Genomic DNA, 25,713 nt, shown 5'->3' on the forward strand with positions numbered 1-25,713 from the left:
TAACTATCAAAAATTGCTAGGACTAATAAAACCTAATTGAATTTTAATTATTTAATGGCGCACTCCACAGTAGAAAATTTATATTTTACTTTTTCAAAATCTATTGGAGTATCTTTAACAAAATAAGACCTTCCTAAATAAGTTTCAATTTTTCCACTACCCAAAATGAGCTGATTGTCTTTTTTTAACAATGCCATCGGATTTTTGAATACTTTTTTATCGTTGGTTCCTTGAATAAACGTATAGTCAACAAATAAAGTATCTCCATGAAATTCACCAGTGATTTTTCCTGATTTTTCAGGCATATCGATAATTTTCATTACCATATCACCATTTATTTTTCCATTTTTTAAAGTATTCATTTTCAGATCAATTGTATCCTGTTCATAAAGTGCTTTGTAGCATGTTACACTAATTGGTTTTTCATCCCCAGCTTTGATAGTTTCAATATCTTTTGGTGTCTCCTTCTTTTTACAATTTTGGAGCCCAATGCAAACCAACAGTAAACAAAATAGACCTAGTTTTTTCATGGTAATAATTTTTTAGTTAATAATTGTGACAATAGTCATTGCTAATTTACAAAAAATTGGGGTTTATTGTTTTATATTTAATTGAAAATCATAACGATAAAAAGCTATGAATATAGATACGAATATTTTTTATAATTGTTTGCATTTTAAAACAATGTAATCATAAATGGATAATTTTAGAATACAAAGGTCAAATGTAAATTTCGGTATTCGGATTAAGAGTTTACCATCTAAAAACTACCTACAGAAAACTGCTATCCAAATTATGTTATTTGAATTCTGTTAAGGCTCGTTTATTCATTCTTAAATTCTTATTTTTGCATCAAACAGTAGTTATTTCATGCAAAAATATATAGAACAACTTAACGAGGCACAACGTGAACCTGTATTGCAAAAGGATGGTCCTATGATCATTATTGCTGGTGCGGGTTCAGGAAAAACTCGTGTGCTTACCATCAGGATTGCATATTTGATGCATCAAGGCGTGGATCCTTTCAGTATTTTGTCCCTTACCTTTACCAATAAGGCAGCGCGAGAAATGAAGAAACGTATCTCGGACATCGTGGGAGCCAGTGAAGCTAAAAATCTATGGATGGGAACTTTTCACTCTGTTTTTGCTCGAATTTTGCGTTCTGAAGCGGAGCATTTGGGATATCCTTCCAATTTTACGATTTATGATTCACAAGATTCTTTAAGAGCTATTTCTGGAATAATCAAGGAAATGCAACTCGATCGGGATGTGTACAAACCGAAACAGGTTTTGAGTAGAATTTCGAACTTTAAGAATAGTTTGATTACAGTTAAAGCCTATTTTAATGACCTTGATTTACAAGAGGCCGATGCCATGAGCAAAAAGCCTAGAATGGGTGAAATATATCAAAATTATGTCGAGCGTTGCTTTAAATCTGGAGCAATGGATTTTGATGATTTATTATTGAAAACCAATGAATTATTGACTCGTTTTCCTGAAGTTCTAGCTAAATACCAAAACCGTTTTCGTTATTTATTGGTAGATGAGTACCAAGATACCAATCATTCTCAGTACTTGATTGTTCGCGCTTTATCGGATAAATTTCAGAATATTTGTGTGGTAGGAGATGATGCGCAAAGTATTTATGCCTTTCGTGGAGCAAATATCAATAATATTTTGAATTTTCAAAAAGACTATGAAGGGGTAAAAACTTTTAGGCTAGAACAAAATTACCGTTCGACCAAAAATATTGTAGAAGCAGCCAATACTATTATTGACAAAAACAAAGTAAAACTGGATAAAGTGGTTTGGACAGCCAATGAATTTGGTCCAAAAATAAAAGTAAATCGGAGTATTACCGATAATGAAGAAGGCCGTTTTGTTGCCAGCACAATTTGGGAACAAAAAATGAAAAACCAGTTACATAATGGTGCCTTTGCCATTTTATACAGAACCAACGCGCAGTCCCGTGCCATGGAAGATGCATTGCGAAAAAGAGATATTCCATACCGTATTTATGGTGGTTTGTCTTTTTACCAACGCAAAGAAGTGAAAGATGTATTGTGTTACCTGCGATTAGTGATTAACCCAAAAGACGAAGAAGCTTTGATTCGTGTTATCAATTACCCAGCACGTGGAATTGGAAATACAACCATCGAAAAACTAACAATTGCGGCCAATCATTACAAAAGATCCATTTTTGAGGTAATGCTAAACATAGAGCGCATTGATTTGAAACTGAATGCAGGGACAAAACATAAATTGCTTGATTTTGTGACTATGATACAAAGTTTTCAAGTAATTAATGAGAATCAAGATGCTTTTTACCTAGCTGATCATGTGGCCAAAAAAACAGGATTAGTTCAAGAATTAAAGAAAGATGCTACTCCTGAAGGAATGGCAAAAATTCAAAATATTGAAGAATTATTAAACGGTATCAAAGATTTTACAGAGGGGCAAAAAGAAATTGATGGCGCGCGTGGTGCTTTATCCGAATTTATGGAAGATGTGGCTCTTGCAACCGATCTTGATAACGATACCAGTGATGAAGACCGTGTGGCTTTAATGACCATTCACTTGGCGAAAGGATTAGAATTTCCTCATGTATTTGTGGTAGGGATGGAGGAAGATTTGTTTCCAAGTGCCATGAGTATGAGTACACGAAGCGAATTAGAAGAAGAACGTCGTTTATTTTACGTAGCTTTAACACGTGCAGAGCATCAAGCCTATTTGACATATGCTCAATCACGTTACCGTTGGGGAAAATTGACAGATAGTGAACCTTCCCGTTTTATTGAAGAAATTGATGGTCAGTACCTCGAATATCTTACTCCTGCAGAGAGTAATTACCGCTATAAGCCAACGATTGACAGTGATATTTTTGGAGATGTAGATAAATCAAAATTGCGATTGGCAAAACCGATAGGGGGAAATCCTCCAACGACCGAAGGGGGAGTAAAACCGGATTTAAATATTAGAAAACTTAAACCAGTATCAGTCAGTAATCCAACTGCTGCAGGATCGGCTAATTTATTTGACAACAAATTGATTCCGGGAAATATTGTTATGCACGAACGTTTTGGAAAAGGACAAGTAATTGGACTAGAAGGAGTAGGTGCTGACAAAAAAGCAGAAATCAAATTTGAGGTAGGTGGTTTAAAAAAATTGCTGTTACGTTTTGCAAAATTGGATATTATTGGATAAGAAAATGTTTCAGGTTTAAGGTTTTAAGTTTAATTCAGTTGAACTTTAAGCCTTTAAACTTCTTAAACTTTAAACAAAAAAGATATGGCTCAAATAATAAAAATATATCCAGACAAACCAAACGAAGCGGCAATTGCCAAAGTCGTTAAGGTTTTAAAAGATGGTGGTTTGATAATTTATCCAACTGATACCGTATATGGACTCGGTTGTGATATTACCAATTCCCGTGCACTCGAAAAAATAGCCAAAATAAAAGGGGTTAAGCTTGAAAAAGCCAATTTTTCTTTTATCTGCCACGATTTAAGTAATTTATCCGATTATGTGAAGCAGATTGATACTTCTACTTTTAAATTACTCAAAAGAGCATTACCAGGTCCTTATACTTTTATTCTTCCAGGAAACAATAATCTACCCAAAGAGTTTAAAAAGAAAACCACTGTTGGTATTCGGATTCCTGATAACTCGATTGCGTTAGAAATTGTACGTCAATTGGGAAATCCTATCGTTTCAACTTCTATTCGAGATGAAGACGAAGTAATTGAATACACAACTGATCCTGAACTTATTTTTGAAAAATGGCAAAATTTAGTCGACATAGTTATCGATGGTGGTTATGGGGATAATATAGGTTCTACTATTATAGATTTGTCTGGAGATGAGCCAATTGTGATAAGAGAAGGTAAGGGAAGTCTTGATATTATTTAAAAATATATTAAATTTTATATAATTTTTTTACAAAAAAATTGTTTTGTACGGAATAATGTATTTAATTAGTAAAATATTTAAATAATTAATACTTTTTTTTAGAATTCATAGAATGAAATTCTTAATTTATATTTAATTGGTTGTTAAAGAAAAAATTAGGGATTCATAAAAGCAGGACTTCGGTTCTGCTTTTTTTATGCTCTTTGTTGAGTAGATGTACATTGGTATTTATAAAATAGATAATTTGTATTTTATGTTTTGGCGCAATGAAAAGGTTAAAATCCACAGTATTAAAAAATCAAACGATCTTTAAATAAATATATTCATAATAATAAAAGTCATAATGAATATGATTTAACCCAGATTTCTAATGCGGATTCTGGGTTTAAACAAAAAAACGCCTCGAGACTATCGAGGCGTTTAATATAAAATAAAATGAATTTATTATTTCTGAACCGGTTCTGCAGTTGCTCCTGGTTGCTTTTTCATTTCTTTTTCAACCATATCATAAAACTGATCTATTTTTGGCATTACATAGATGCGAGTTCTTCTGTTTTTTGATTTGTTTTCAGGAGAGTCATTTGGAACTAAAGGTACAAATGAACTTCTACCTGCTGCAATTAATTGCTCTGGTTTTACTCCTAATTCATTTGTTAATAAACGAATAATAGAAGTAGAACGTTTTACACTCAAATCCCAGTTATCAAGTAAAACACCATTTCCTTTCAAAACATCAGAATCGGTGTGTCCCTCTACCATACATTCGAAATCGGGTTTGTCGTTTACTACTTTAGCCACTTTAGCTAATACGCCTTTTGCCTTGTCGCTAACTTCATAACTACCGCTTTTGAATAACATTTTATCAGATATTGAAATAAAAACAACACCTTTATCAACGTTAATTTCGATGTCTTTATCATCTAATCCTACCACTGATTTCAAACTAGTTACAACAGCAAGAGTAACACTGTCTTTTTTAGTTAATGCATCTTGCATTCTGCTAATTTTCAAATCTTTTTCTTTGATAGATTCTAAAGCTTTTTCAATATTTTCAGCACCTTTAGTTGATAAAACGGTCATATCTTTAGAAGTACTTATCAAATGTTGGTTGGTTTCTTTTAAACCATCTACTGTAGCTTTAAGACCAGCTCTTTCTTCTAAGCAAGAATTTAGTTTTACTGTACATGTATTTAACAAATCCTGTGTTTCCTTATTTTTAGCTTCCAAAGCTGCATATTCTTTTTTGGATACACAAGAAGTTAGAAGTGCTAAAGCGGATAGCGTAATCATTATTTTTTTCATAGAATGCATATTTTAATTAAACATGTGATTTACAAAGTTAGTTTTTAAATGTTAAATTTAAATGTAATTTATTGTTAAATTACATCAACAAAAACTGTGCCATTTTTAACATAATATTCAAAAACGACACTTCTAGTTTTAAAGTATATTTTAACTTGATTTTTTTCTCTTTTTTTATAATTCTTTAAAAATAAGCTGTAAAAAGAAAAATGTGCACGTATAACTGCCCAAAAATGAGTAAATTGACCTTCAAAAACAAACTTAATACCTGCGATTCCATCCAGCAACATTCGGATTATAAGTACTTGAAATAAAGTATTTTGCGGTAAATTCTTGGTTAACATTAATAATGAATTTCTAAAATTGAGATAGGTTTTTTGAGGATTGGCTTGCTGCAAAGTGGCGCCTCCAACATGATAAACAATCGAATCAGAAATGTATTTTATTTTATATTCTTTATTAATTGCTCTCCAACATAAATCAATTTCTTCTTGATGTGCAAAAAAATCTTCGTCAAAACCTTTTAATTCTTTATAAACAGTAGAGCGAATAAAAAAGCACGCTCCCGAAGCCCAAAATATATCTACTTTGTCATTATACTGACCGTTGTCTTTTTCTAAAGTATCAAAAATTCGCCCACGGCAAAATGGATAACCAAATTGATCTATAAATCCGCCAGCCGCACCTGCATACTCAAAATAGTTTTTCTTTTTGAAATCCAATATTTTAGGTTGAATAATAGCCGTTTCCGTTTCAGATTCAAATGTTTCTAAAATGGGTTTTAACCAATTATTAGTCACTTCTATATCTGAATTCACCAATGCATAAATATCTGCATCAATAGAGTGCAAGGCATCATTGTAGCCACCTGCAAACCCTTGATTGGTTTTATTTTGCACAATCATTACAGAAGGAAAATTCTTTTTTACAAATGCAACTGATTCGTCAGTTGATGCATTATCGGCAACATATACAGTTGCTTCTGGTGAAAATTGAATAACTGATGGCAAAAACTGTTCTAAAAGTTTTATGCCATTCCAATTCAAAATAACTACGGCTATTTTCATTCGAGATTTTTAGATATTGGGTATTTAGTTTTTTAGAATCTAAATACTTTTATGGTTATATTTTGGCAGATTTTCGAGGAAAGTATATTTTTCATTTTCAAAATCCATTTGGCAAAAATAATGATTTAGTCCATTGGTAAGCATCAAAAATTCAGCTTCCATTGTCATATTATATCTTGCTATTTGATCAAAAGTAGCCTGAGTAATTTTTACTTCAGGAGCTTTACATTCGATTAATAAAAAAATAGAACCATTAGAATTATAAACAACTACATCATACCGTTTACGCAAACCGTTAACCATTAATACTTTCTCAACGTTTATAAGGGATTTTGGAAACTTTTTCTCTTCTAATAAATAGTGAACTACATGTTGTCTAACCCATTCTTCTGGCGTAAGGATGATGAATTTTTTCCTTATACTATCAAAAATAGATACTTTATTTTCGCTATTTTTGAAACGAAATGAATAAGAAGGAAAATTGAGTTTTTGCATGTTGCGAAATTAGTTAATTTAGTTTAAAGTTTAAAGATTCAGGATCTAACTTGAAACTTTAAACCCGAAACCCGAAACCCAAAATATGGACGAAGTTATAAAGATTGTTAATGATATAAAAGCCGGAAATATCAAACCCATTTATTTTTTGATGGGAGAGGAGCCCTATTATATTGACAAATTAGCTGAATATATCGAAAAAAATATTTTATCCGAAGAAGAAAAAGGATTCAATCAAACTGTTTTATATGGTAGAGATGTTACTATTGAAGATGTAGTTTCGACAGCCAAACGATATCCGATGATGGCAGATCGTCAAGTGGTTATAGTCAAAGAAGCACAGGATTTATCCAGAACTATTGATAAAATTGAGCATTATGTAGAAAATCCGATGTCTACAACCGTTTTGGTTTTTTGTTATAAATACAAAACATTAGATAAAAGAAAAAAAGTAACCAAGCTCTTAGCCAAAAACGGAGTTGTTTACGAAAGCAAAAAACTTTATGAAAATCAAGTTGGAGATTGGATTAAGCGAGTGTTAGCAGGCAAAAAATACAACATAGAGCCCAAAGCTTCAGCAATGCTAGTCGAATTCCTTGGAACTGATTTGAGTAAAATTAATAATGAACTCGAAAAACTTCAAATCATATTGCCCGCTGGAAGTACAATTTCGGCCAAAGATATTGAAGAAAATATTGGTTTCAGTAAAGATTACAATGTCTTCGAATTGCGAAAAGCGATTGGTGAACGCAACCAGCTAAAAGCCTACAAAATTGCTGAAAATTTTGCTCAAAACCCAAAAGATAATCCATTGGTAATGACAACTGCATTGGTTTTTAGTTTTTTTATTCAATTATTAAAATACCACGGATTGAAAGATAAAAATCCTAAAACTGTTGCTCCAGCATTAGGAGTAAGCCCTTTCTTTTTAAAAGATTACGATGTGGCTTTAAAAAATTACCCAATGAAAAAAGTAAGCCAAATTATTGCGTCCCTTAGAGATACCGACGTAAAAAGTAAAGGAGTAGGAGCAAATAGCTTAACACAAGCGGATTTATTACGAGAAATGTTATATAAAATTTTTAATTAAAAAATAAAATTATGTTTACTTTATCAAAAAATATCCTAGTCACAATTGGAATATTACTTATCGTTAATTTTGCTATGGCACAAAATTCAAAAATAAATAATTTAAAATATGCTTCATTTGATGCATATCCCCTTTATTTAAAGAATGATCTTGGAGTTACATACACCACAAACAAAACTATAGTTAAGTTATGGAGTCCCAATGTCGAAGAAGTAAAAATTAATCTATACAAACTAGGAAACGGCGGAAGTCCTATTGCAACTCAAAATTTACTGTATAATAAAACAACCGGTGTTTGGAAAATCGTATTAAACGGAAATTATCACAATACCTATTATACTTTACAAGCTAAAAACAAAGGTAATTGGTCAAAAGAAATGCCAGATCCTTACGCAAAAGGAGTTGGAGTAAATGGAAATAGAGGTTTAATATTCGACCCTAAACTAACCAATCCGTCCAACTGGAATACAGACAAGCAACCCGTTTTGAAGTCAGTCTCGGATATTATATTGTATGAAGCACATGTAAGAGATTTTTCTATTGATCCATCATCAGGTATTAAGAACAAAGGTAAGTTTCTAGCCTTTACCGAGAAAAATACTAAAAATGAATATGACGAAACAACAGGATTAGACCATTTAAAAGAATTAGGAATTACGCATTTACACTTACTTCCTGTATTTGATTATAAATCAATTGATGAATCTTACTTGGATAAAAAACAATACAATTGGGGTTATGACCCTCAGAATTACAATTCATTAGAAGGTTCTTACTCAACAAATCCTTTTGATGGTTTAGTTCGTATCAAAGAATACAAAGAAATGGTTTTGGCTTTGCATCAAGCCAATATCCGTTTGGTTATGGATGTGGTATACAATCACACTAGTTCTACTGATATTTTTGACCAATTGGTTCCTGGTTATTATTATAGAAATTGGCCTGATGGAAAACGTTCGGATGCTTCGGCTTGTGGTAATGAATTTGCTTCAGACCGTGTAATGGCTCGCCAATTTATGATAGAATCTTTAAAATATTGGGTAAAAGAATATCATGTAGATGGTTTTCGATTTGATTTAATGGCTATTCACGACATCGAAACAATGAATCAAATTTCGATAGCCTTAAAGAAAATAGATCCAACCATTTTTCTTTATGGAGAAGGATGGACTGCAGGAGATTCTCCCTTACCAATTGAAAAAAGAGCATTAAAAAACAATGTAAAAAAACTTAAAGATATTTCTGTTTTCTCCGATGATATAAGAGATGCTGTAAAAGGGCATTGGTCTAATGTTGAGGAAAAAGGTTTTGTAAGCGGGAATAAAAATTATAAAGAGGTGATTCAATTTGGTATAGTAGCATCAACAAATCATCCGCAAGTTAAATATGATTTAAAACGTAGTTACGCTCAATTTCCCTATTCGGATAGTCCGACAAAAGTAATCGGATATGTATCTTGTCATGATAATAACACCTTGTATGACAAACTAAAAATCTCTAATCCAAAAGCAAGCGAAGAGGAATTAGTACAAATGGACAAACTAGCTAACACCATTATTTTAACCTCACAAAGTATTCCTTTTTTGCATATGGGAGTAGAAATGAAACGTACCAAATTGGGCGTTGAAAACTCTTATAATTCTTCTGATAGCATCAATAAAATAGATTGGAATTGGAAACACGAGAACAAAGAGCTTAATCAATATTACAAAAATCTAATTGCATTAAGAAACAATCATCCAGCATTCAAAATGACATCTGAAAAAATGATCCAAGAGCATTTGGAATTCTTAACTTTAGATTCTCCCTTTTTGGTTGGTTATACTTTAAAAAATAATGCAAATGGAGATAAATGGAAAACAATAAGAGTCTATTTTAATGGAAACGAAAATGAGATCCAACAAGAGCTTGAAGGCACTTGGAAGATGGTATGTAATGGAGCGATTATCAATTTAAATGGAATAGAAGCAATTCAAAATCAAAGCATAAGTATCCCTGGCAGAAGTGCAATTATTTTATATCAGGAATAAATCTTTTAAACTAAAAATCTACTAAAAAATACCGATATTTGCAACTTTCAAAAAACAAATACCACAATTATGGGAATGAATAAAAATACTATTTTAGGATGGGCTGCCTTTATAATGGTGCTCATGGGATTATTACTAATAGGCTTAGGCGTTTTTAAATACAGAGATGTATCAGGCTGGGGATTTGCCGCTGTTGGTATTGGTTTCTTTGCTATCGCATGGGTATTTAGTTCTCTAAAAGGTAGGCTGTAATTGACATTCAAAACCAATAATTAATCATATAATAAATTAAAACATTTAAATATGTCAGACGATAAGAAAGTAATTTTCTCAATGCAAAAATTGAGTAAAACCTATCAAGGTGCAGATAAACCTGTTTTGAAAAACATCTATTTGAGTTTCTTTTATGGAGCTAAAATTGGTATTCTAGGTTTAAATGGTTCTGGTAAATCTTCCCTTTTGAAGATTATTGCAGGAATTGATAAAAACTATCAAGGTGATGTAGTTTTTCAACCAGGTTATACCGTTGGGTATTTAGAACAAGAACCTATACTTGACGATTCTAAAACTGTTATTGAAATTGTTCGTGAAGGTGTTGCTGAAACAATGGCTGTTTTGGAAGAATACAATAAAATTAATGATTTATTTGGTCTTCCAGAAAACTACGAAGATGCAGATAAAATGGATAAATTAATGGATCGTCAAGCAGCTTTGCAGGATAAAATCGATGCTCTGGGCGCTTGGGAAATTGATACAAAGTTAGAAATTGCAATGGATGCCTTACGCACGCCAGAAGGTGACACACCCATTAAGAATTTATCTGGAGGAGAACGTCGCCGTGTAGCTTTGTGCCGTTTACTATTGCAACAGCCTGATGTTTTACTTCTGGATGAGCCTACCAATCACCTGGATGCTGAAAGTGTACTTTGGTTAGAACAACATTTGGCACAATATGCTGGAACTGTAATTGCGGTAACACACGACAGGTATTTCTTGGATAATGTTGCAGGTTGGATTTTAGAATTGGATAGAGGTGAAGGTATTCCTTGGAAAGGGAATTATTCTTCTTGGCTAGACCAAAAATCAAACCGTATGGCATTGGAAGAAAAAGTAGCTTCTAAACGTAGAAAAACGTTGGAACGCGAGTTGGATTGGGTTCGTCAAGGAGCAAAAGGACGACAAACCAAACAAAAAGCACGTTTACAGAACTACGATAAACTCTTGAACGAAGACCAAAAACAATTGGATGAAAACTTAGAAATTTATATTCCGAATGGTCCAAGATTAGGTACTAATGTTATTGAAGCCAAAAACGTAGCTAAAGCCTTTGGAGATAAATTGTTGTATGATAATTTAAATTTTACGTTACCACAAGCTGGAATTGTTGGAATTATTGGACCAAACGGTGCTGGTAAATCGACTATTTTCAAAATGATTATGGGAGAGCAAAATACAGACAATGGTGAATTTTTGGTGGGTGATACTGTGAAAATCGCTTATGTAGATCAAGCGCATTCGAATATTAATCCTGACAAATCCATTTGGGAAAACTTTGCCGATGGGCAAGAACTGATCATGATGGGAGGGAAACAAGTGAATTCAAGAGCTTATTTATCCCGTTTTAACTTTGGTGGTGGAGAACAAAACAAGAAAGTATCTATGCTTTCTGGTGGAGAAAGAAACCGTTTGCATCTAGCTATGACTTTGAAGGAAGAAGGTAACGTATTGTTACTGGATGAACCTACGAATGATTTGGACGTGAATACGCTTCGTGCATTGGAAGAAGGTTTAGAAAACTTTGCAGGTTGTGCGGTAGTGATTTCTCACGACAGATGGTTCTTAGACAGAATTTGTACTCATATCCTTGCGTTTGAAGGAAATTCAGAAGTGTATTATTTTGAAGGTGGGTTCTCTGATTATGAAGAAAATAAGAAAAAACGTTTGGGTGGTGATTTGACTCCGAAACGATTGAAATACAGAAAATTGATTAGATAATTTATTTCTATAAAAAGTAAAAGAGGATGTCCACAGAAAGGCATCCTCTTTTTTTTAGACAAAAAAACTAATCATTTTTTTTTACCAGAATTTATCATCAATACAACTGCTCCAATTAAACCAATAATTACCAATCCGAAAACAATTACCATTATAAATGCACCGTTTTCCCAAGAATAAAGCGATAAGTTTCTCATAAAAATTAATTTTTTAGATTGGTCAAATTTAAGATAACAATCCATCTAAAGAGATGACATTTATCATAGAATACAATTATTCTAAAAATTTTATTTTTAATTCTGGAGTAGGTATCATGCAACTCTCTTTTTTGCCAAACCAATTGTATCTATTTCTGGCTATGTAGTCATATAATTGATTTCTGATTCCATTTGGAATAATTTTAAAAATAATTCCAAATGAATATAAACCATTCAAACTTTTTGCAATTTGCAATGCTGCATCCGATTTGTAGTAGTAAGCGACTCCAGGCTCATAAAGTACAATACTATCTATCTTGGTAAAATCAATTCCAATGTATTTCAAAATATCTAAACCCAAATCTGATTGTAAAGGAACGAATCTAAAGACATCCTTTTTGTCATGTTTGATAATAAATTGCACCGCAGAATTACAGAGGTTACAAACACCGTCAAAGAGGATTATTTTTTTATGGAGAGGGAGGTTTTGCATGATAAGGTTTCTAAAAATATTTGCTAAAGTTCAAAAATTTGACAAAGTTGTGTTAATGAATACTACTTTTTCCCATGTTCAACAAACTCCAATTCATCCAAACTCACTTTTGAAGTAAACACACCATAATTGACAACGGCTTTGTTTTTTTCAATTTTATCAATGCTTCCTACTGATTTTCCATCCTGCATACGCACGCGATCTCCCACTTTTAGAATAACATTGGGTTTTACAATTACAGGTTTTAATTTCTTCTCTTTCTTTTCCTTGCGGATTTCTTCTACGACAACAGTAACTTCCTCTATAATTTCTTTTTTCTTCTGGATAATCGCTTTTGCTTCTTTAGGAGTGGCTTTTTTGCGTTTGGAATTTTCTATTTCGATAATTTTTAAAAACTCACCTATCAGGTCTTTTTTATTTTTATTATTAAAATATTTCTCGGCAATATCTTCAATTTTTTGACCAATGTAAATTGTCTTTTGATTGCTGTCATACAACTCCTGATAGCTTTCCAGTTTTTGCTTGATTTTGACATTGATATCTTCCATTTTCTTGCCTTCCTGACGCGCTTTGGTTTCTTCTTCTTTTAGCGTTTGTGACGTTTTCTCCATTTTGGAACGCTCTTTCTGCAAGTTGGCAATTGTTTTATCAAAACGAACTTTTCCTACTTCAATTTTCTTCTTAGCGCGGTTGATTAAACTAAATGGGATTCCGTTTTTTAAAGCTACTTCAAAAGTAAATGAACTTCCTGCTTGTCCCAAAGCTAATTTATACATGGGTTCTAATGATTTTTCGTCAAAGAGCATGTTGGCATTAGTAGCGCAAGGGAGTTCATTTGCTAAAATTTTTAGGTTTGAATAATGTGTCGTGATTAATCCAAAAGCTTCCCGATGGTAGAACTCTTCCAAGAAAATTTCGGCCAAAGCACCTCCCAATTCAGGATCAGAACCGGTACCAAATTCATCAATCAAAAACATGGTTTTCTTATTGCACTTTTTCAAAAAGTAGTTCATGTTTTTCAATCGATAACTATAAGTACTTAAATGATTTTCAATTGATTGGTTGTCTCCAATATCCGTGAGTATTCTATCAAATAGAAACGTTTCACTGCGTTCGTGTACAGGAATCAACATTCCCGATTGCAACATTAATTGCAACAAACCAACCGTTTTCATCGAGATGGTTTTACCACCCGCGTTGGGGCCCGAAATAACAATTATTCTATTTTCTTGACTTAATTCGATGGTTTGTGGATGCGTAACTTCCTTTTTTTGCTTGTTGTTCAAATACAAAATTGGATGATAGGCATCTCTAAAATAAAGACGGCGTTCCTCTGTAATTGTTGGCAAAATTCCATTGATTCTATTGGCATATTTCGCTTTTGCAGCAATCACATCAATATCACTCAGGAAATCTTGATATTGAATCAACAATGGTAAAAATGGTCGAATTGCATTCGATAATTGTTTTAGAATTCTAGTAATTTCTTCTTTTTCCTCATATTCCAAATTACTGAGTTCACGAGAGTAATTCAGCGTAGCTTCTGGTTCAATATAAGCAATACTCCCTGTTTTGGAACTACCCAAAATAGAGCCTCTTACTTTGCGTCGGTACATTGCTAAAACAGCCAAAACACGACGATTTTGCACAAAACTTTCTTTAATATCATCCAAATATCCCAAACCGTTGTATTGCGTAAGTGCTATTCCAAAACTTTGGTTCATTTTCCCTCGAACCGAATTCATATTGCGGCGAATGTTTAGTAATTCTGGTGAGGCATTGTCTTTTATTTCACCATATTTATCAACTACAGCATCAACAAGCGTGATAATCGCTCTGGTAAGTTGAATTCCAGAACTTTTGGCACAAAGATTAGGGTAATAATCATTGAATTTATTCAGAAACGTCAATAGTACATTCGTCGTTTCGGATATTGTGGCAATTTTTCTAAAACCACCGACTTCTAGAAAACTGTCTTCGATGGCTAAAAATTTTATTTCGTATGTAATAGCATCAAAACCGTGATTGGGGATGGCATTGTTGTTTTGAAAAGAAGAAACATACTCAGAAGTCTGCAATAAAGCGCTCATCAAAGTATCTTTGTCTCTAAAAGGAGTTATTTCTAAGGCTTTTTGTTTTCCTATATCAGTATTACAAATATCGGAAATCGTTTCGAGAACCGTAGGAAATTGTAAATCTTGTAACGTTTTTTCGGTAATGGAGATCATTTATAAATTTGATTTGACGCTACAAAAATAAGGTTATTTAAGAAAGAAACATAGGGTTATTTCACGGAGATTGGCAAAATAGAAACCACAGCGATTTACTAAGAAACATAATGTTTTTGTTTTGCCAATTTTGCGAATCTCTTTTGAATCTTCGTGTATCTTTGTGAAATAAACTTTGAATATGCAAATCAACTTGAATCCTTCCTGGCAAACTATTTTATCTGAGGAAATAGAGAAACCTTATTTCCTGGAATTGATCGAGCTTGTTGATCAAGAATATCAAAATTCAGTTTGTTTTCCTCCCAAAGAGTTGATTTTTTCAGCTTTAAATACTTGTTCTTTTGAGAATGTAAAAGTGGTTATTATTGGTCAAGATCCATATCACGGCGATGGCGAAGCCAATGGTTTGTGCTTTTCTGTAAATGATGCGGTTCGAATTCCGCCTTCGTTGCGCAATATTTTTAGAGAAATCAATACTGATTTGGATTCGATTTTTATGCCGACATCGGGAAATTTGGAATTTTGGGCCAAACAAGGCATTTTATTACTTAATGCAACATTAACCGTTAGAAAAGATAAACCAAACAGTCATAAACACCTTAAATGGAATCTTTTTACAGATGCTGTTATTCAAAAAATATCGGAAGAAAAAGAAAATATTGTATTTATGTTATGGGGAAGTTTTGCCCAAAAAAAAGGAGCTAAAATTGACAGAAATAAACATTTGGTATTGGAATCAGGGCACCCTTCACCGATGAGTGCCAATCAAGGAAAATGGTTTGGGAATAAACACTTTAGTCAAGCAAATATATATTTGAAAAGTAATAAATTGGAACCAATATATTGGATAATATGATAAAAAAACACTTTAATTCATTAGTTATAATTGTATTTATTTGTACGATTACAAATATTAGCAATGCTCAAAACTTGCTTAAAAAAGTTTTAACTTCAGATAATGACAAGATAAAAAAAGTGATGGATAATCCTGAAGCTTATGAACTTCAGATTATTTATACTCAAATTATTCGAGGAAAAAATAATACAATCACCCTAAAAGATTATACGTATAACCTCAACAAAAACAACTATTTCTATCCTGCCAGCACTGTAAAATTTCCTATTGCCGTTATGGCTTTGGAAAAATTAAATAGTATTCCAAATACTTCTATAAACAGTCAATTTACAATTGACGGCAATCCAAATAAAATAAGATTTTCTGATGAAATCTCTAAGATTTTTGCTGTAAGCGATAATGATGCCAGCAATAATTTATTTGAATTTATTGGTTTTGATTATCTAAATAAAAATATGGAGATTAAAGGATTAAAACCTTTTAGAATCAATCATCGTTTATCAACTCCAAATTCGGGTAGTAAAACCATCAAATCGATTGCGTTATACAAAGACGATCTTTCTATTGAAAATTTCCCTCAATATACAACCGAAAAATATAACCCTTTGCAATTGAATAAAATCAAAAAAGGAATTGGATACCTAGATAATGACACACTTGTAAAGGAACCTTTTGACTTTTCGAATAAGAATTACTATCCGCTTGAAACCTTACATAATACTTTGAAAAGAATCATTTTTCCTAATAACTTCAAGGAAAGTGAACGATTTCATATTACAGAAAAAGACAGAGAATTTATTCTTTTTTCGATGCAAAACTTACCCAAAAATGCAGGTTACGATCCAAAAGAATATTATGATGGTTATTGCAAATTTTTTATGTTTGGTGACACTAAACAAAATATTCCTACTTCAATAAAAATATACAATAAAGTAGGCGATGCTTATGGAACACTTATTGATTGTGCTTACATTGTAGATTCAGAAAAAAATATTGAGTTTATGGTTTCGGCTACAATATTGGTGAATAAAGACGGAATTTTTAATGACAACGTTTACGAATATGATGAAATAGGTTTGCCTTTTTTGGCCGAATTAGGGAGACAACTTTATTGGTTAAACGATAAAAGTAAATTGAAATAAACAAATGCCCTAGCCCCGAGTGAAGTGGAAAGCCCGGAGCAAAAAAAGTAAAAGTTTCTTGTTCTGGAAAAGCGACCAAAGGAAGCTCTTTTCAGAACATTAGAAACTTTACTTTTTTTGTGAGGACTTGTAACGAAACGCGGGAAATAGCTTCAATAAAAAGACTAACACTAGATTTAATTTTATCGTTTATTCTAATGTCAATGCACCCAAAATTTCTTCGGACAGAAAAGGACCTCCGGGATATTTTGCGGTATAATCAAGGTTTAGCCAGACTTGATTGCGCTCGTCGATATGGTAATTAAGTTGCTTGTGTTGGCTTTCATATGGAAATAATACATTTTTTATTAGCAAATTTGCTTTTTCAAGGTCTTTCATATTTCCAATTAAAATTTCGGGGTAGATATGACCTTTGGTATGAATCAATCTTGGGGTTCCGCCTATGGACCTAATAGCAGCCGCCATCAAAATGGAATGATCGTCACAATCTCCCGAAAAGTAGCGTAAGGATTCGTGTGCGGTTGCTATATAATCTCCATTTTTGGGATCATTCACATAGTTCCAACGACTATTTATTTCTTTAAAAACTGCAAAACACTGAATCAAGTTTCTATACTCTGAATATCCCTTGCAATTTTTGAAATGTTTTGTAGTGGCCATAATCGCAAAGTTTCTCACTTTTGGATTTTCGTATTCTATTGCCTTTAAAATCTCTTCTTTATTAGGAAATGGCAGCAATTTGGCGATGATAATATCTTGTGGAAATGGATTATTATTCATAGTGTACAACATGGAATTATAATCTTCAAAAACAGAATTGAAACTAAAATTCCCAAATAAAGTTCCATAAATAAGGACCAACAAATAGAGTGCTAAACAAACAATAATTATGGTTCGCAATGTGTACAATGCGAAGTGAATTATTGTCAGAACTAAAATAAAAAGAAGTATTCGATCCAAATTAAAATACCAATGTGGATCGATTAAATTTTGGTGAAGTACTATAAATAAAGGAATTGTAATCAGGATGCTTAAAAAAAAGATAACAAAACTATCCCAAGGTTTTTTCAGCTGAAACTTGGACTTTACTATATGAAAATTAGTTTTGTTAAGTTGTATCATAATACCCAAAAGTAGGGATCTTTATTGCTTTTTGTAAAAGTACTTTTTTTTTTTAAAGTTACTAAGTTTCTAAGATACTAAGTCATTAAGTTTTTCTCAAAGTCACTAAGTTTCTAAAAGTTTTAGGGACTTTGCAACTCAGCAACTTTAATTACACATTAATATCCTTAAAATCATTGGATATGGCATAGCGAATCATATTGGTAAAGGCCTGACTGTCTAATTTTGGAATTTCCAGAATTGAATTCAGCAAAGTGGTGTCGTATTCGTTAGGACTGGTTATAAAATAAGGTTTCAAATGCTTACCAATACTTTCATAATACAGCTTTTCGATTGTATTTTTATATGTAAAATCGAGTGGATTTTTGATTAAAGTAAAATTGGTATAACCCACTTCTTTCATAATCAACTGTAATCCTTTCACGATATTAAAGCTTTTGTCACTTACAATGTTCAGCTGCTCGATGTCATCTCGTTCAAAAGTGTTTACAATTACTCTGGCCACATAATCAACAGGAATGATATTTAGACCTGTTACTTCATTGATGATGAAACGCACATTTTCTTGCTCTCCTCTTCGCTGTGAAGTAAAATGAAAAAACTTGGCCAAAAGATAAAAAACCATGTATTTTGGAATGAAATAAGGGCTTTCGGTACCCAGCATTTTACCTCCAATGACACTTGGTCTCAAAATCTGGAAAGGCAATCCTAATTTTTTACATTCCTGAGCAATAAAATTCTCCGAATGAAATTTGGCGTCCTCATACGCATTGCGATGTTCAGGAGTGAAATCTAGGTTATGGAAATCATTCTCGATTATTCCGCCTCGTATTCCGGATGAAAACGCAGTTCCGATATAAATGAACTTCGTGATAAAAGGGGAAAAAGTCTTGAAAAGAGATTTGGTTATTTTGGCATTTTCATCAAAAATCTTTTCTTTTAGGTTTTCGTCAGTAGATAAATTAACGTAACCTGCGGAGTGAATAAAGTAAGCCCCTTTTATTTTCTCTGAAAAAGCACTTTGAAGATTCGCTAAGTCCGAATCAATAATTTCGATATATTCATGTAGTTTTTCTAAACCGCATTTTTGTAAAATTTGAGGGGTGTAATCACTAGTCAAAAGCTCATTAATACGATCTAAAGCACTTACTTTTCCTTTGTTTCTGGCAATAATTAAAAGTTTTCCGTTTTTCTTTTCTTTGATAAAAAGCTCTAGAATATCATACATAATATGCGATCCCAAAACACCTGTAGCTCCCGTAAGTATTATTTTCATTTTTTATTTTTTGAAAAAGTAAAGATAGATTTAAAAAAGGAATCTCATTATTTTAAAAATATTTTTTAGTATTTTTCGTACCATTCGAACTTATCATGTACGATATTTGATTTTTCTTTTTCAATATAGTTTAAAATTGCTTTTGCAACAGGGGAGTGCTTTTTTCCTTTGAGCCATATTAAACTCCAGTTGGTTGTAATAGGCAATCCTTTAACTGGAATTATTTGCAGTTCATTGTTACTCAGTTCGCTTTTTATTCCAATTAAAGGCATAATTGAATAACCCAAACCAGCTATTAATGCCTGTTTTACGGCTTCGTTTGAGGTGAGTTCCATTTTATTCAATACCGAAATGGCGTTTCTTTCAAAGAAACTAACCATGGTTTGCCTTGTTCCAGAACCTTTTTCCCTAAAAATTAAAGGCAAATTTTCGAAGAAACTTTCTTCCTGGCCCTCTTTTTCGATAGTGATATCAGTATTCCCCACTAAATACAGTTTATTTTGAAGCAGGTCTAGTTTTTCTATATTGAGTTTGGAGGGCAAAATGGAAACCAGTGCAAAATCGACCTCATTGTTTTCTAAACTCTCAATAACCCTACTTTTATTTGTTACATCCATCAGCAACTCGATCCCCGAATGTTCTTTCATGAAATCGGCAAGAAAGTAGGGCATCACATATTTACCTGTCGAAACGATTGAAATTTTCAATTTACCAGCCATTTGTCCTTTGTAGGCTAACGTTTTATAGTTGATGGCATGTATTTGGTTTATGATATTCTCGGCTGCCTCGGCAATTTCATAGCCAAAATCGGTGATATAAATTTTCCTCCCAACCACCTCTGTCAATGGAATGTCAAATTGTTCCTGAAAATTCTTTAACTGTATCGATACCGCGGGCTGGGTTAGATGTAATTCCTCAGATGCCTTTGTTACACTTTGTGTTTTTACTATTTTCAAAAATATCTGGAGTTGATTTAAAGTATAATTCATAAAAAAATCTAATATATTACATTACAAATATAAATAAAAATTAATGAATTTGAATTCGGAGTTTTGTGCTGTTAAATAAAATTTCTGAAATTATTGAGAAAAATATCAATAAAGGTAGGCAAGAGTTTCTTTTAAAAAGTTCCTTTCGAAAATGAAAAACACAAAATATAGACCAAAAAATTAAGCATAAAGTACTTTAAATTAACCTACATAGTATCAAATGAAAACAGTCGAAATTATAATTTTTGCAAGCGCAATATTGACGGTTCTTTTTTTTATAACCACTTTAATGGAAGGAGAGTTTATTTTTCAAAAATTATTTCTTGCGATTTCAATAGTATCGGGATAAAATATCTTCAAATTTATAATCATAATAGTATTGCACATGAAAACAACTGAGAAAATTATACTTATAGACGGTAATTTTTCACCAACTGAGGCAAAGGAACTATTGATGGACTTATTCATCAACAAAATCAATTTCCATCAAAAGAAGAACTTTAGTTCACAGGAGCGTTATGGAAAGGAAGACGAAATTGCAATAAGAAGAATTCCCGAACTAAAAGAAAGTGTTGAAGCAATCTCCAGAATAATAACTGAAGGAACAACACAAAACCAGAATATAGTGATAACATCAACGGTTCATATTCGTTTTTCTAATACTGAAGAATAAAATGTTTGCTGGAAGAAAACTGCTAATTGCAACCAAACATGAAAAAGAAAAAGTAATTGCTCCAATTTTAGCAAGGGAATTAGGTGTGAAATGTTTTGTAGTTTCAAATTTTGACACCGATGAACTTGGAACATTTACAGGAGAAATAGATAGGAAAGAGGATCCAATAAACACCGCCAAGAAAAAATGCCTTATGGCTATGGAGTTGACCAATTGTGATATGGCCATAGCAAGCGAAGGTTCTTTTGGCTCACACCCATCCATTTTCTTTGCTCCTGCCGATGATGAGTTTTTATTTTTTATCGACAAAAAAAATAATTTGGAAATTGTTGCCAGAGAGTTAAGTATGGACACCAATTTTAGTGGTGCTGTAATACATAGCAAACAGGAGTTGGATGAATTTGCTGGAAGGGCAAAATTCCCATCACACGCCTTGATTGCCAGGAAATCCATCGATAATTTTATTGAAATAGAAAAAGGCATCAGCGATTGGATAAAATTAGTTGAAGTGTACAATCATTTCATCGATTTATATGGATCTGTTTATATTGAAACCGATATGCGGGCAATGTACAATCCTACGCGTATGAAGGTTATAGAAAGCGCTGCCATAAAATTGGCAAATAAAATGAACTCCTGTTGTCCTAATTGCAATACCCCAGGTTTTGGGATGACGGATGCCAAACGTGGCCTTCCTTGTGAATGGTGTCGTTTTCCAACCCGATCCACTTTAAGTCATATCTATACCTGCCAAAAATGTTCTTATGTAAAAGAAGAAATGTATCCAAACCAAAAAAAATCTGAAGACCCTACGTATTGCGACAATTGTAATCCTTAAAAAAAATCCATGACAACAACTAATATAATCAAAGCCGCGCAGGCTTTGATAAATGATGAGATAGTAGCTATTCCCACCGAAACCGTTTATGGATTGGCCGGAAATGCCTATAGCGAAAATGCTTTGAAAAAAATATTCGAATTAAAAAAGAGACCCTTTTACAACCCATTAATCGTACATATCAAGTCTACCGCATTTTTAGACACGGTTGCCTCTGATATTCCAGACATGGCCTGGAAGCTTGCCAAGGAGTTTTGGCCAGGATCGTTAACGTTAGTTTTGAAAAAACAACCTCACATTCCAGACATCGTCACTGCTGGCAAAGAGACTGTTGCTGTAAGAGTACCGAATCACCCTGTGGCATTAGCGCTTTTGGAACTACTTGAATTTCCGCTGGCAGCACCAAGTGCTAATCCTTTTGGTTGTATCAGCCCTACAACTGCCATGCATGTTTCAAACTATTTCAAAGAGAATTTGGAAATTGTATTGGATGGAGGAGCGTGCCAAAACGGAATAGAATCTACAATAATTGGTTTCGAAAATGATAAACCGATTCTTTACAGGCACGGTTCAATTTCAATAGAAGCTATAGAACGAATCGTGGGAAAGGTGCTAATCACAACTAGTAAAAACAGTTCACCCGATGCTCCAGGAATGCTTTCGCGACATTACGCACCAAAAACCAACACCTATCTTACCGACAATGTACCCGAGTTGATACCTTTATTCTCCGGTAAAAAAATTGGGTTGCTGTTGTTTAAGGATGAAATTACAGATGACGAGAATATACATCAAGAAGTGCTCTCCAGAACAGGAGATCTAGCCGAAGCCGCAAAGAATTTATATGCCACAATGCACCGTTTGGACAAAAGCAACTTGGACGTAATCATTGCCGAGCGGTTACCCAACAAAGGACTTGGTAAATCTATAAATGACCGTTTGGAAAGAGCTATAAAAAAGTAAAGAATGAAATCAATCATACGAAACGCTTCCATTGTAAACTATGGCAGAATAATTAGTTTCGAACAAGAATTAAATCGAAATAAAAACATAAAAAATTTTAATGCTTTTAATTAATAATATAAATGAAAATTTATGTTTTTTAGTTGCCACATTTGCAATGTCAAATTTTAAATCAAACAAATTATGAAAATGTTACAAGTTGCAACCTTAGTTTTGTTACTACAATTGTTTCCATCATGTAAAACGAATTCAAACAAGATTTCAAATGAAAACAATACTTCTCACACGGAATCCTATAAACATCAGCATGTGCTGACTAAAGCAGAACAGGATCAATTAACACCCAATCAGGTTTTACTTGAATTCAAAGAAGGCAACCAACGCTTTAAAAGAGGTAATGTAACGCAACGCGAGCATTCAGACGAAATTAGAAAAGTTGCAACGGGAGGTCAACACCCAAAGGCGATGGTTCTAAGTTGTCTCGATAGCAGAGTGCCTGTAGAAGATGTATTTGATCAGGGAATTGGAGATGTATTTGTGGGCAGGGTAGCGGGCAATTTTGTAAACACAGACCTTTTGGGAAGTATGGAATTTGCCTGTAAAGTAGCTGGGGCAAAACTAATATTGGTAATGGGGCATCAACACTGTGGAGCGGTAAAAAGTGCAATAGATGATGTAAAGTTAGGAAACATAACCTCAATGCTCGCAAACATAAAGCCCGCAGTTGAGATGAGCAAAGATTTTCATGGTGAAAAATCATCCAAAAACGAATCCTTTGTCAAAGAAGTTGCTCAAAACAATGTTCGTCATACCATAAGTGAGATTAGGGTAAAAAGCGAAATATTACGAACAATGGAAAGTAAAGGGGAAATCAAAATTGTAGGAGCCTTTTACACATTACGCACAGGAGAACTTGAGTTTTTGGAGTAACACTTTTTTAAATTGACAGTAAATAATAAAATAATAAATAAACACAGAATATCATGAACTTAAGCCTATTACTCGAGAACCTAACCAATCCAGCATTACTTTTTTTTGTGCTTGGCGTGATTGCAGTACTCCTAAAAAGTGATTTGGAAATACCACCTAATACATCAAAATTTATTTCACTTTACTTGCTGTTTGCTATTGGTTTTAAGGGAGGACAAGAACTGTCGCATGAAGAATTCTCGAGCGAGATTGCCTTGTCCATGCTCTTTGGAATCATGATTTCGATGCTAATACCATTGTACACCTTTTTTATCCTAAAAAGAAAACTCAGTGTTTATGATGCAGGAGCCATTGCGGCGGCCTACGGCTCGGTAAGTGCTGTTACCTTTGTCACGGCGGTTTCCTATCTCGAATCACAGCAATTAACCCTTCATGGACACATGGTCGCTATAATGGCTTTAATGGAGTCACCTGCCATTATCATTGGGCTCGTCCTGATATCTATATTCAATAAAGATCAATCTTCTGATAAAATAAAATTCAGTGCTGTCCTAAAACACTCTTTGACCAATAGTAGTGTATTGTTAATCCTTGGCAGTTTGGTAATCGGCTTTTTGGCGAGTACCAAACAAGCAGAGGGAATCAAACCCTTTACTAATGACCTTTTCAAAGGATTTTTGGCCATTTTTCTTCTGGATATGGGAGTAACAAGTGGTAGAAAACTAAAATCCTTTTTCTCCTTTGGATGGTTTCCTTTCCTTTTTGCAATGATTATTCCTTTGGTCAACGGTTGCATCTTCGCAGTTTTGAGTTCCATTGTCACCGATGATATCACCAACCGATTCATCTTTGCCGTATTGGCCGCAAGTGCATCCTATATCGCCGTTCCAGCAGCAATGCAAATTTCGGTACCCAAGTCAAATCCCGGTCTTTATTTGCCCATGGCACTCGCGGTAACATTCCCGGTAAACATCACAATTGGTATGCCAATTTACTATCTAATTGTTCAACACTTCTAATAATAAATTATATTTAAAAAATAAAAATAATTTTATAAATACTGTTGTGACAAATAAGTAATGCATTGTTCTCGGAAAGCCCACAATTGTTCAAAAGTGATAGTAGCATTTGAGTCCGACAACCATTTTTTGATGAAATTTTTATGGAATTTGATTTTGAACTCTCCAACTTGGTAGGGTTCAATTTCAATTTCTTCCAATAAATCCTTCTCGATTTTAGCAAAATTCGATTTGGGAGTTGTACAATCAATACGATTTTTATCAATTTTCAAGTAACAATGGGCTTCAGGAATGAAATCAATACTGTTATCAGAGAGAATAGTTCCAATTTTAGTATTGATTTCGTTCATTTTATAAATTCCAATAATGAGTTTTACGTTTGGAATTTTATTTAGGTTGGCAATTTCTTTCAAAAAAGCATGCTTAGAACTGCAAGTGCCTTTGTTTTCTTTTAAAATTAATGACAAATCTTCACAGTTGGCGTTTCGGCCGTAGGAAATATTTTTAATGTAAATCAATAAATCATCCCAAGTATCAATTCCTAAATTTTGAATTTGTTGGGTTAATAAATCGGAAGATTTCAAAATTGTTTTAATCATTTAAATTGCCTTTAAATCTGATATAAAAACTATTTCAATAAATCATCACTGTGTTTTTTGGACAAACAGGGTTCCGCAAAATCTAATACTTCTAATTCAGAATATTCATTTAAAAAATGTTTTATTACAGCATAATCAACCTCTTTTTTAATTTCAACAACAAAATACTTTTCATTAAATCCTTCAGACCGACAATTCATTACTTTGAGTTTTTCTCTAATAATTTCCTTATCATAATTGTCTTTTAAAATCACAACTTGAATAATCGAATTCCCAGAAATTGAAATCGTTTCTTTATATATAATGGCTTCTTCATTTTCATCGTATTTAGCATAGAAAATATCTTCTGTTGCAATAAGTGGCCCATAGAAAGGAATGTTATCTAATTTAAAGATTCCTTTTTCAAAATCAATTATTTCTGACCACATGGTTTCAACTACTTCTTCATCTAAAATAGCACTATGAAATCGGAATAAAATTTTTGAGTGAGTTTCTACCAT

At 33.0% G+C, this 25,713-nt stretch carries 25 protein-coding genes; 13 read left to right on the forward strand and 12 right to left on the reverse strand.

Features of this window, described 5'->3' with window-relative positions:
• Nucleotides 1–47 precede the first annotated feature (47 nt).
• Nucleotides 48–530 carry a hypothetical protein gene (locus OZP06_RS16585; protein WP_269222854.1) on the reverse strand — a complete coding sequence of 161 codons (483 nt, stop codon included), beginning with the start codon at nucleotides 528–530 and terminating at the stop codon, nucleotides 48–50.
• Nucleotides 531–870: 340 nt separating this feature from the next.
• On the opposite strand from OZP06_RS16585, the gene OZP06_RS16590 reads away from it, so the two are divergent.
• Nucleotides 871–3,204: a UvrD-helicase domain-containing protein gene (locus OZP06_RS16590; RefSeq protein WP_281323997.1), complete on the forward strand. Its 2,334-nt coding sequence runs from the start codon at nucleotides 871–873 to the stop codon at nucleotides 3,202–3,204.
• A gap of 84 nt (nucleotides 3,205–3,288) precedes the next feature.
• On the forward strand, nucleotides 3,289–3,909 hold the full coding sequence (locus tag OZP06_RS16595; protein ID WP_269222855.1) for an L-threonylcarbamoyladenylate synthase: 621 nt from the start codon (nucleotides 3,289–3,291) through the stop codon (nucleotides 3,907–3,909).
• Nucleotides 3,910–4,353: 444 nt separating this feature from the next.
• On the opposite strand, the gene OZP06_RS16600 is transcribed toward OZP06_RS16595, so the two are convergent.
• From OZP06_RS16600 to OZP06_RS16610, 3 genes are all read right to left on the reverse strand, one after another.
• Complete coding sequence (locus OZP06_RS16600) at nucleotides 4,354–5,211, reverse strand: OmpA family protein (protein ID WP_269222856.1); 858 nt, start codon at nucleotides 5,209–5,211, stop codon at nucleotides 4,354–4,356.
• A 74-nt stretch (nucleotides 5,212–5,285) separates the two neighbouring features.
• Entirely contained in the window at nucleotides 5,286–6,278 is a 993-nt protein-coding gene (locus OZP06_RS16605) for a glycosyltransferase family 2 protein (RefSeq protein WP_281323998.1), read from the reverse strand.
• Between the two features lie 39 nt (nucleotides 6,279–6,317).
• A complete protein-coding gene (locus tag OZP06_RS16610) occupies nucleotides 6,318–6,773 on the reverse strand; it encodes a type I restriction enzyme HsdR N-terminal domain-containing protein (RefSeq protein ID WP_269222857.1) in 456 nt (151 codons plus the stop codon).
• Nucleotides 6,774–6,858: 85 nt separating this feature from the next.
• Here OZP06_RS16610 and holA point away from each other — a divergent pair, with 85 nt between their 5' ends.
• The 4 genes from holA to ettA all read left to right on the forward strand — a co-directional run bounded on the left by holA (nucleotide 6,859) and on the right by ettA (nucleotide 11,888).
• Nucleotides 6,859–7,863: a DNA polymerase III subunit delta gene (holA, locus tag OZP06_RS16615; RefSeq protein ID WP_281323999.1), complete on the forward strand. Its 1,005-nt coding sequence runs from the start codon at nucleotides 6,859–6,861 to the stop codon at nucleotides 7,861–7,863.
• 11 nt (nucleotides 7,864–7,874) lie between these two features.
• Nucleotides 7,875–9,893 carry a type I pullulanase gene (gene pulA / locus OZP06_RS16620; protein WP_269222858.1) on the forward strand — a complete coding sequence of 673 codons (2,019 nt, stop codon included), beginning with the start codon at nucleotides 7,875–7,877 and terminating at the stop codon, nucleotides 9,891–9,893.
• Between the two features lie 69 nt (nucleotides 9,894–9,962).
• On the forward strand, nucleotides 9,963–10,145 hold the full coding sequence (locus OZP06_RS16625) for a CAL67264 family membrane protein (RefSeq protein ID WP_269222859.1): 183 nt from the start codon (nucleotides 9,963–9,965) through the stop codon (nucleotides 10,143–10,145).
• Nucleotides 10,146–10,196: 51 nt separating this feature from the next.
• Nucleotides 10,197–11,888: an energy-dependent translational throttle protein EttA gene (gene ettA, locus OZP06_RS16630; protein WP_269222860.1), complete on the forward strand. Its 1,692-nt coding sequence runs from the start codon at nucleotides 10,197–10,199 to the stop codon at nucleotides 11,886–11,888.
• Nucleotides 11,889–11,959: 71 nt separating this feature from the next.
• Here the strand turns inward: ettA and OZP06_RS16635 are convergent, their stop codons facing one another.
• The 3 genes from OZP06_RS16635 to OZP06_RS16645 all read right to left on the reverse strand — a co-directional run bounded on the left by OZP06_RS16635 (nucleotide 11,960) and on the right by OZP06_RS16645 (nucleotide 14,806).
• Entirely contained in the window at nucleotides 11,960–12,085 is a 126-nt protein-coding gene (locus OZP06_RS16635; protein WP_281239674.1) for a hypothetical protein, read from the reverse strand.
• A gap of 76 nt (nucleotides 12,086–12,161) precedes the next feature.
• Nucleotides 12,162–12,578 carry a thiol-disulfide oxidoreductase DCC family protein gene (locus OZP06_RS16640; protein ID WP_269222862.1) on the reverse strand — a complete coding sequence of 139 codons (417 nt, stop codon included), beginning with the start codon at nucleotides 12,576–12,578 and terminating at the stop codon, nucleotides 12,162–12,164.
• A gap of 62 nt (nucleotides 12,579–12,640) precedes the next feature.
• Nucleotides 12,641–14,806 carry a DNA mismatch repair protein MutS gene (locus OZP06_RS16645; RefSeq protein ID WP_281324000.1) on the reverse strand — a complete coding sequence of 722 codons (2,166 nt, stop codon included), beginning with the start codon at nucleotides 14,804–14,806 and terminating at the stop codon, nucleotides 12,641–12,643.
• Between the two features lie 181 nt (nucleotides 14,807–14,987).
• Between OZP06_RS16645 and ung the strand changes: the two genes are divergently transcribed.
• Both ung and OZP06_RS16655 read left to right on the forward strand, forming a co-directional pair.
• Nucleotides 14,988–15,662, forward strand: coding sequence for a uracil-DNA glycosylase (gene ung / locus OZP06_RS16650; protein WP_281324001.1), 675 nt, complete (start codon nucleotides 14,988–14,990; stop codon nucleotides 15,660–15,662).
• Nucleotides 15,659–16,804, forward strand: coding sequence for a serine hydrolase (locus OZP06_RS16655; protein ID WP_269222863.1), 1,146 nt, complete (start codon nucleotides 15,659–15,661; stop codon nucleotides 16,802–16,804). Before ung ends, OZP06_RS16655 begins: the two co-directional genes overlap by 4 nt.
• Nucleotides 16,805–16,993: 189 nt before the next feature.
• Here OZP06_RS16655 and OZP06_RS16660 read toward each other — a convergent pair whose 3' ends face one another.
• The 3 genes from OZP06_RS16660 to OZP06_RS16670 form a co-directional block, all read right to left on the reverse strand.
• Complete coding sequence (locus tag OZP06_RS16660; RefSeq protein WP_281239669.1) at nucleotides 16,994–17,926, reverse strand: transglutaminase family protein; 933 nt, start codon at nucleotides 17,924–17,926, stop codon at nucleotides 16,994–16,996.
• 151 nt (nucleotides 17,927–18,077) lie between these two features.
• Nucleotides 18,078–19,202, reverse strand: a complete 1,125-nt coding sequence (locus OZP06_RS16665; protein ID WP_269222864.1) for an SDR family oxidoreductase — start codon at nucleotides 19,200–19,202, stop codon at nucleotides 18,078–18,080.
• Between the two features lie 65 nt (nucleotides 19,203–19,267).
• Nucleotides 19,268–20,191: a LysR family transcriptional regulator gene (locus OZP06_RS16670; protein ID WP_269222865.1), complete on the reverse strand. Its 924-nt coding sequence runs from the start codon at nucleotides 20,189–20,191 to the stop codon at nucleotides 19,268–19,270.
• Between the two features lie 385 nt (nucleotides 20,192–20,576).
• On the opposite strand from OZP06_RS16670, the gene OZP06_RS16675 reads away from it, so the two are divergent.
• From OZP06_RS16675 to OZP06_RS16695, 5 genes are all read left to right on the forward strand, one after another.
• Nucleotides 20,577–20,864: a hypothetical protein gene (locus OZP06_RS16675; protein WP_281239666.1), complete on the forward strand. Its 288-nt coding sequence runs from the start codon at nucleotides 20,577–20,579 to the stop codon at nucleotides 20,862–20,864.
• Nucleotide 20,865: 1 nt separating this feature from the next.
• Entirely contained in the window at nucleotides 20,866–21,702 is an 837-nt protein-coding gene (locus tag OZP06_RS16680; protein ID WP_281324002.1) for a DUF6671 family protein, read from the forward strand.
• A 9-nt stretch (nucleotides 21,703–21,711) separates the two neighbouring features.
• A complete protein-coding gene (locus OZP06_RS16685) occupies nucleotides 21,712–22,665 on the forward strand; it encodes an L-threonylcarbamoyladenylate synthase (protein WP_269222867.1) in 954 nt (317 codons plus the stop codon).
• Between the two features lie 183 nt (nucleotides 22,666–22,848).
• The gene (locus tag OZP06_RS16690; protein ID WP_269222868.1) at nucleotides 22,849–23,595 is read left to right on the forward strand and encodes a carbonic anhydrase family protein; all 747 of its coding nucleotides are present in this window, start codon (nucleotides 22,849–22,851) and stop codon (nucleotides 23,593–23,595) included.
• A gap of 53 nt (nucleotides 23,596–23,648) precedes the next feature.
• Nucleotides 23,649–24,614, forward strand: a complete 966-nt coding sequence (locus tag OZP06_RS16695; protein WP_281324003.1) for a sodium-dependent bicarbonate transport family permease — start codon at nucleotides 23,649–23,651, stop codon at nucleotides 24,612–24,614.
• 32 nt (nucleotides 24,615–24,646) lie between these two features.
• Here OZP06_RS16695 and OZP06_RS16700 read toward each other — a convergent pair whose 3' ends face one another.
• Together OZP06_RS16700 and OZP06_RS16705 are read right to left on the reverse strand one after the other, a co-directional pair.
• Complete coding sequence (locus OZP06_RS16700) at nucleotides 24,647–25,213, reverse strand: hypothetical protein (RefSeq protein WP_269222869.1); 567 nt, start codon at nucleotides 25,211–25,213, stop codon at nucleotides 24,647–24,649.
• Between the two features lie 29 nt (nucleotides 25,214–25,242).
• A complete protein-coding gene (locus OZP06_RS16705; RefSeq protein ID WP_269222870.1) occupies nucleotides 25,243–25,713 on the reverse strand; it encodes a DUF4265 domain-containing protein in 471 nt (156 codons plus the stop codon).

Origin of the sequence: Flavobacterium sp. IMCC34518 (genome assembly GCF_027111095.2) — a bacterium.
GTDB classification, from domain to species: Bacteria; Bacteroidota; Bacteroidia; order Flavobacteriales; family Flavobacteriaceae; genus Flavobacterium; species Flavobacterium praedii.

Excerpts from the sequence above, each read along its gene's own strand:
- OZP06_RS16585 (WP_269222854.1), bottom strand. The coding sequence starts at position 530 with ATGAAAAAACTAGGTCTATTTTGTTTACTGTTGGTTTGCATTGGGCTC.
- OZP06_RS16590 (WP_281323997.1), top strand. The coding sequence starts at position 871 with ATGCAAAAATATATAGAACAACTTAACGAGGCACAACGTGAACCTGTA.
- OZP06_RS16595 (WP_269222855.1), top strand. The coding sequence starts at position 3,289 with ATGGCTCAAATAATAAAAATATATCCAGACAAACCAAACGAAGCGGCA.
- OZP06_RS16600 (WP_269222856.1), bottom strand. The coding sequence starts at position 5,211 with ATGAAAAAAATAATGATTACGCTATCCGCTTTAGCACTTCTAACTTCT.
- OZP06_RS16605 (WP_281323998.1), bottom strand. The coding sequence starts at position 6,278 with ATGAAAATAGCCGTAGTTATTTTGAATTGGAATGGCATAAAACTTTTA.
- OZP06_RS16610 (WP_269222857.1), bottom strand. The coding sequence starts at position 6,773 with ATGCAAAAACTCAATTTTCCTTCTTATTCATTTCGTTTCAAAAATAGC.
- holA (WP_281323999.1), top strand. The coding sequence starts at position 6,859 with ATGGACGAAGTTATAAAGATTGTTAATGATATAAAAGCCGGAAATATC.
- pulA (WP_269222858.1), top strand. The coding sequence starts at position 7,875 with ATGTTTACTTTATCAAAAAATATCCTAGTCACAATTGGAATATTACTT.
- OZP06_RS16625 (WP_269222859.1), top strand. The coding sequence starts at position 9,963 with ATGGGAATGAATAAAAATACTATTTTAGGATGGGCTGCCTTTATAATG.
- ettA (WP_269222860.1), top strand. The coding sequence starts at position 10,197 with ATGTCAGACGATAAGAAAGTAATTTTCTCAATGCAAAAATTGAGTAAA.
- OZP06_RS16635 (WP_281239674.1), bottom strand. The coding sequence starts at position 12,085 with ATGAGAAACTTATCGCTTTATTCTTGGGAAAACGGTGCATTTATAATG.
- OZP06_RS16640 (WP_269222862.1), bottom strand. The coding sequence starts at position 12,578 with ATGCAAAACCTCCCTCTCCATAAAAAAATAATCCTCTTTGACGGTGTT.
- OZP06_RS16645 (WP_281324000.1), bottom strand. The coding sequence starts at position 14,806 with ATGATCTCCATTACCGAAAAAACGTTACAAGATTTACAATTTCCTACG.
- ung (WP_281324001.1), top strand. The coding sequence starts at position 14,988 with ATGCAAATCAACTTGAATCCTTCCTGGCAAACTATTTTATCTGAGGAA.
- OZP06_RS16655 (WP_269222863.1), top strand. The coding sequence starts at position 15,659 with ATGATAAAAAAACACTTTAATTCATTAGTTATAATTGTATTTATTTGT.
- OZP06_RS16660 (WP_281239669.1), bottom strand. The coding sequence starts at position 17,926 with ATGATACAACTTAACAAAACTAATTTTCATATAGTAAAGTCCAAGTTT.
- OZP06_RS16665 (WP_269222864.1), bottom strand. The coding sequence starts at position 19,202 with ATGAAAATAATACTTACGGGAGCTACAGGTGTTTTGGGATCGCATATT.
- OZP06_RS16670 (WP_269222865.1), bottom strand. The coding sequence starts at position 20,191 with ATGAATTATACTTTAAATCAACTCCAGATATTTTTGAAAATAGTAAAA.
- OZP06_RS16675 (WP_281239666.1), top strand. The coding sequence starts at position 20,577 with ATGAAAACAACTGAGAAAATTATACTTATAGACGGTAATTTTTCACCA.
- OZP06_RS16680 (WP_281324002.1), top strand. The coding sequence starts at position 20,866 with ATGTTTGCTGGAAGAAAACTGCTAATTGCAACCAAACATGAAAAAGAA.
- OZP06_RS16685 (WP_269222867.1), top strand. The coding sequence starts at position 21,712 with ATGACAACAACTAATATAATCAAAGCCGCGCAGGCTTTGATAAATGAT.
- OZP06_RS16690 (WP_269222868.1), top strand. The coding sequence starts at position 22,849 with ATGAAAATGTTACAAGTTGCAACCTTAGTTTTGTTACTACAATTGTTT.
- OZP06_RS16695 (WP_281324003.1), top strand. The coding sequence starts at position 23,649 with ATGAACTTAAGCCTATTACTCGAGAACCTAACCAATCCAGCATTACTT.
- OZP06_RS16700 (WP_269222869.1), bottom strand. The coding sequence starts at position 25,213 with ATGATTAAAACAATTTTGAAATCTTCCGATTTATTAACCCAACAAATT.
- OZP06_RS16705 (WP_269222870.1), bottom strand. The coding sequence starts at position 25,713 with ATGGTAGAAACTCACTCAAAAATTTTATTCCGATTTCATAGTGCTATT.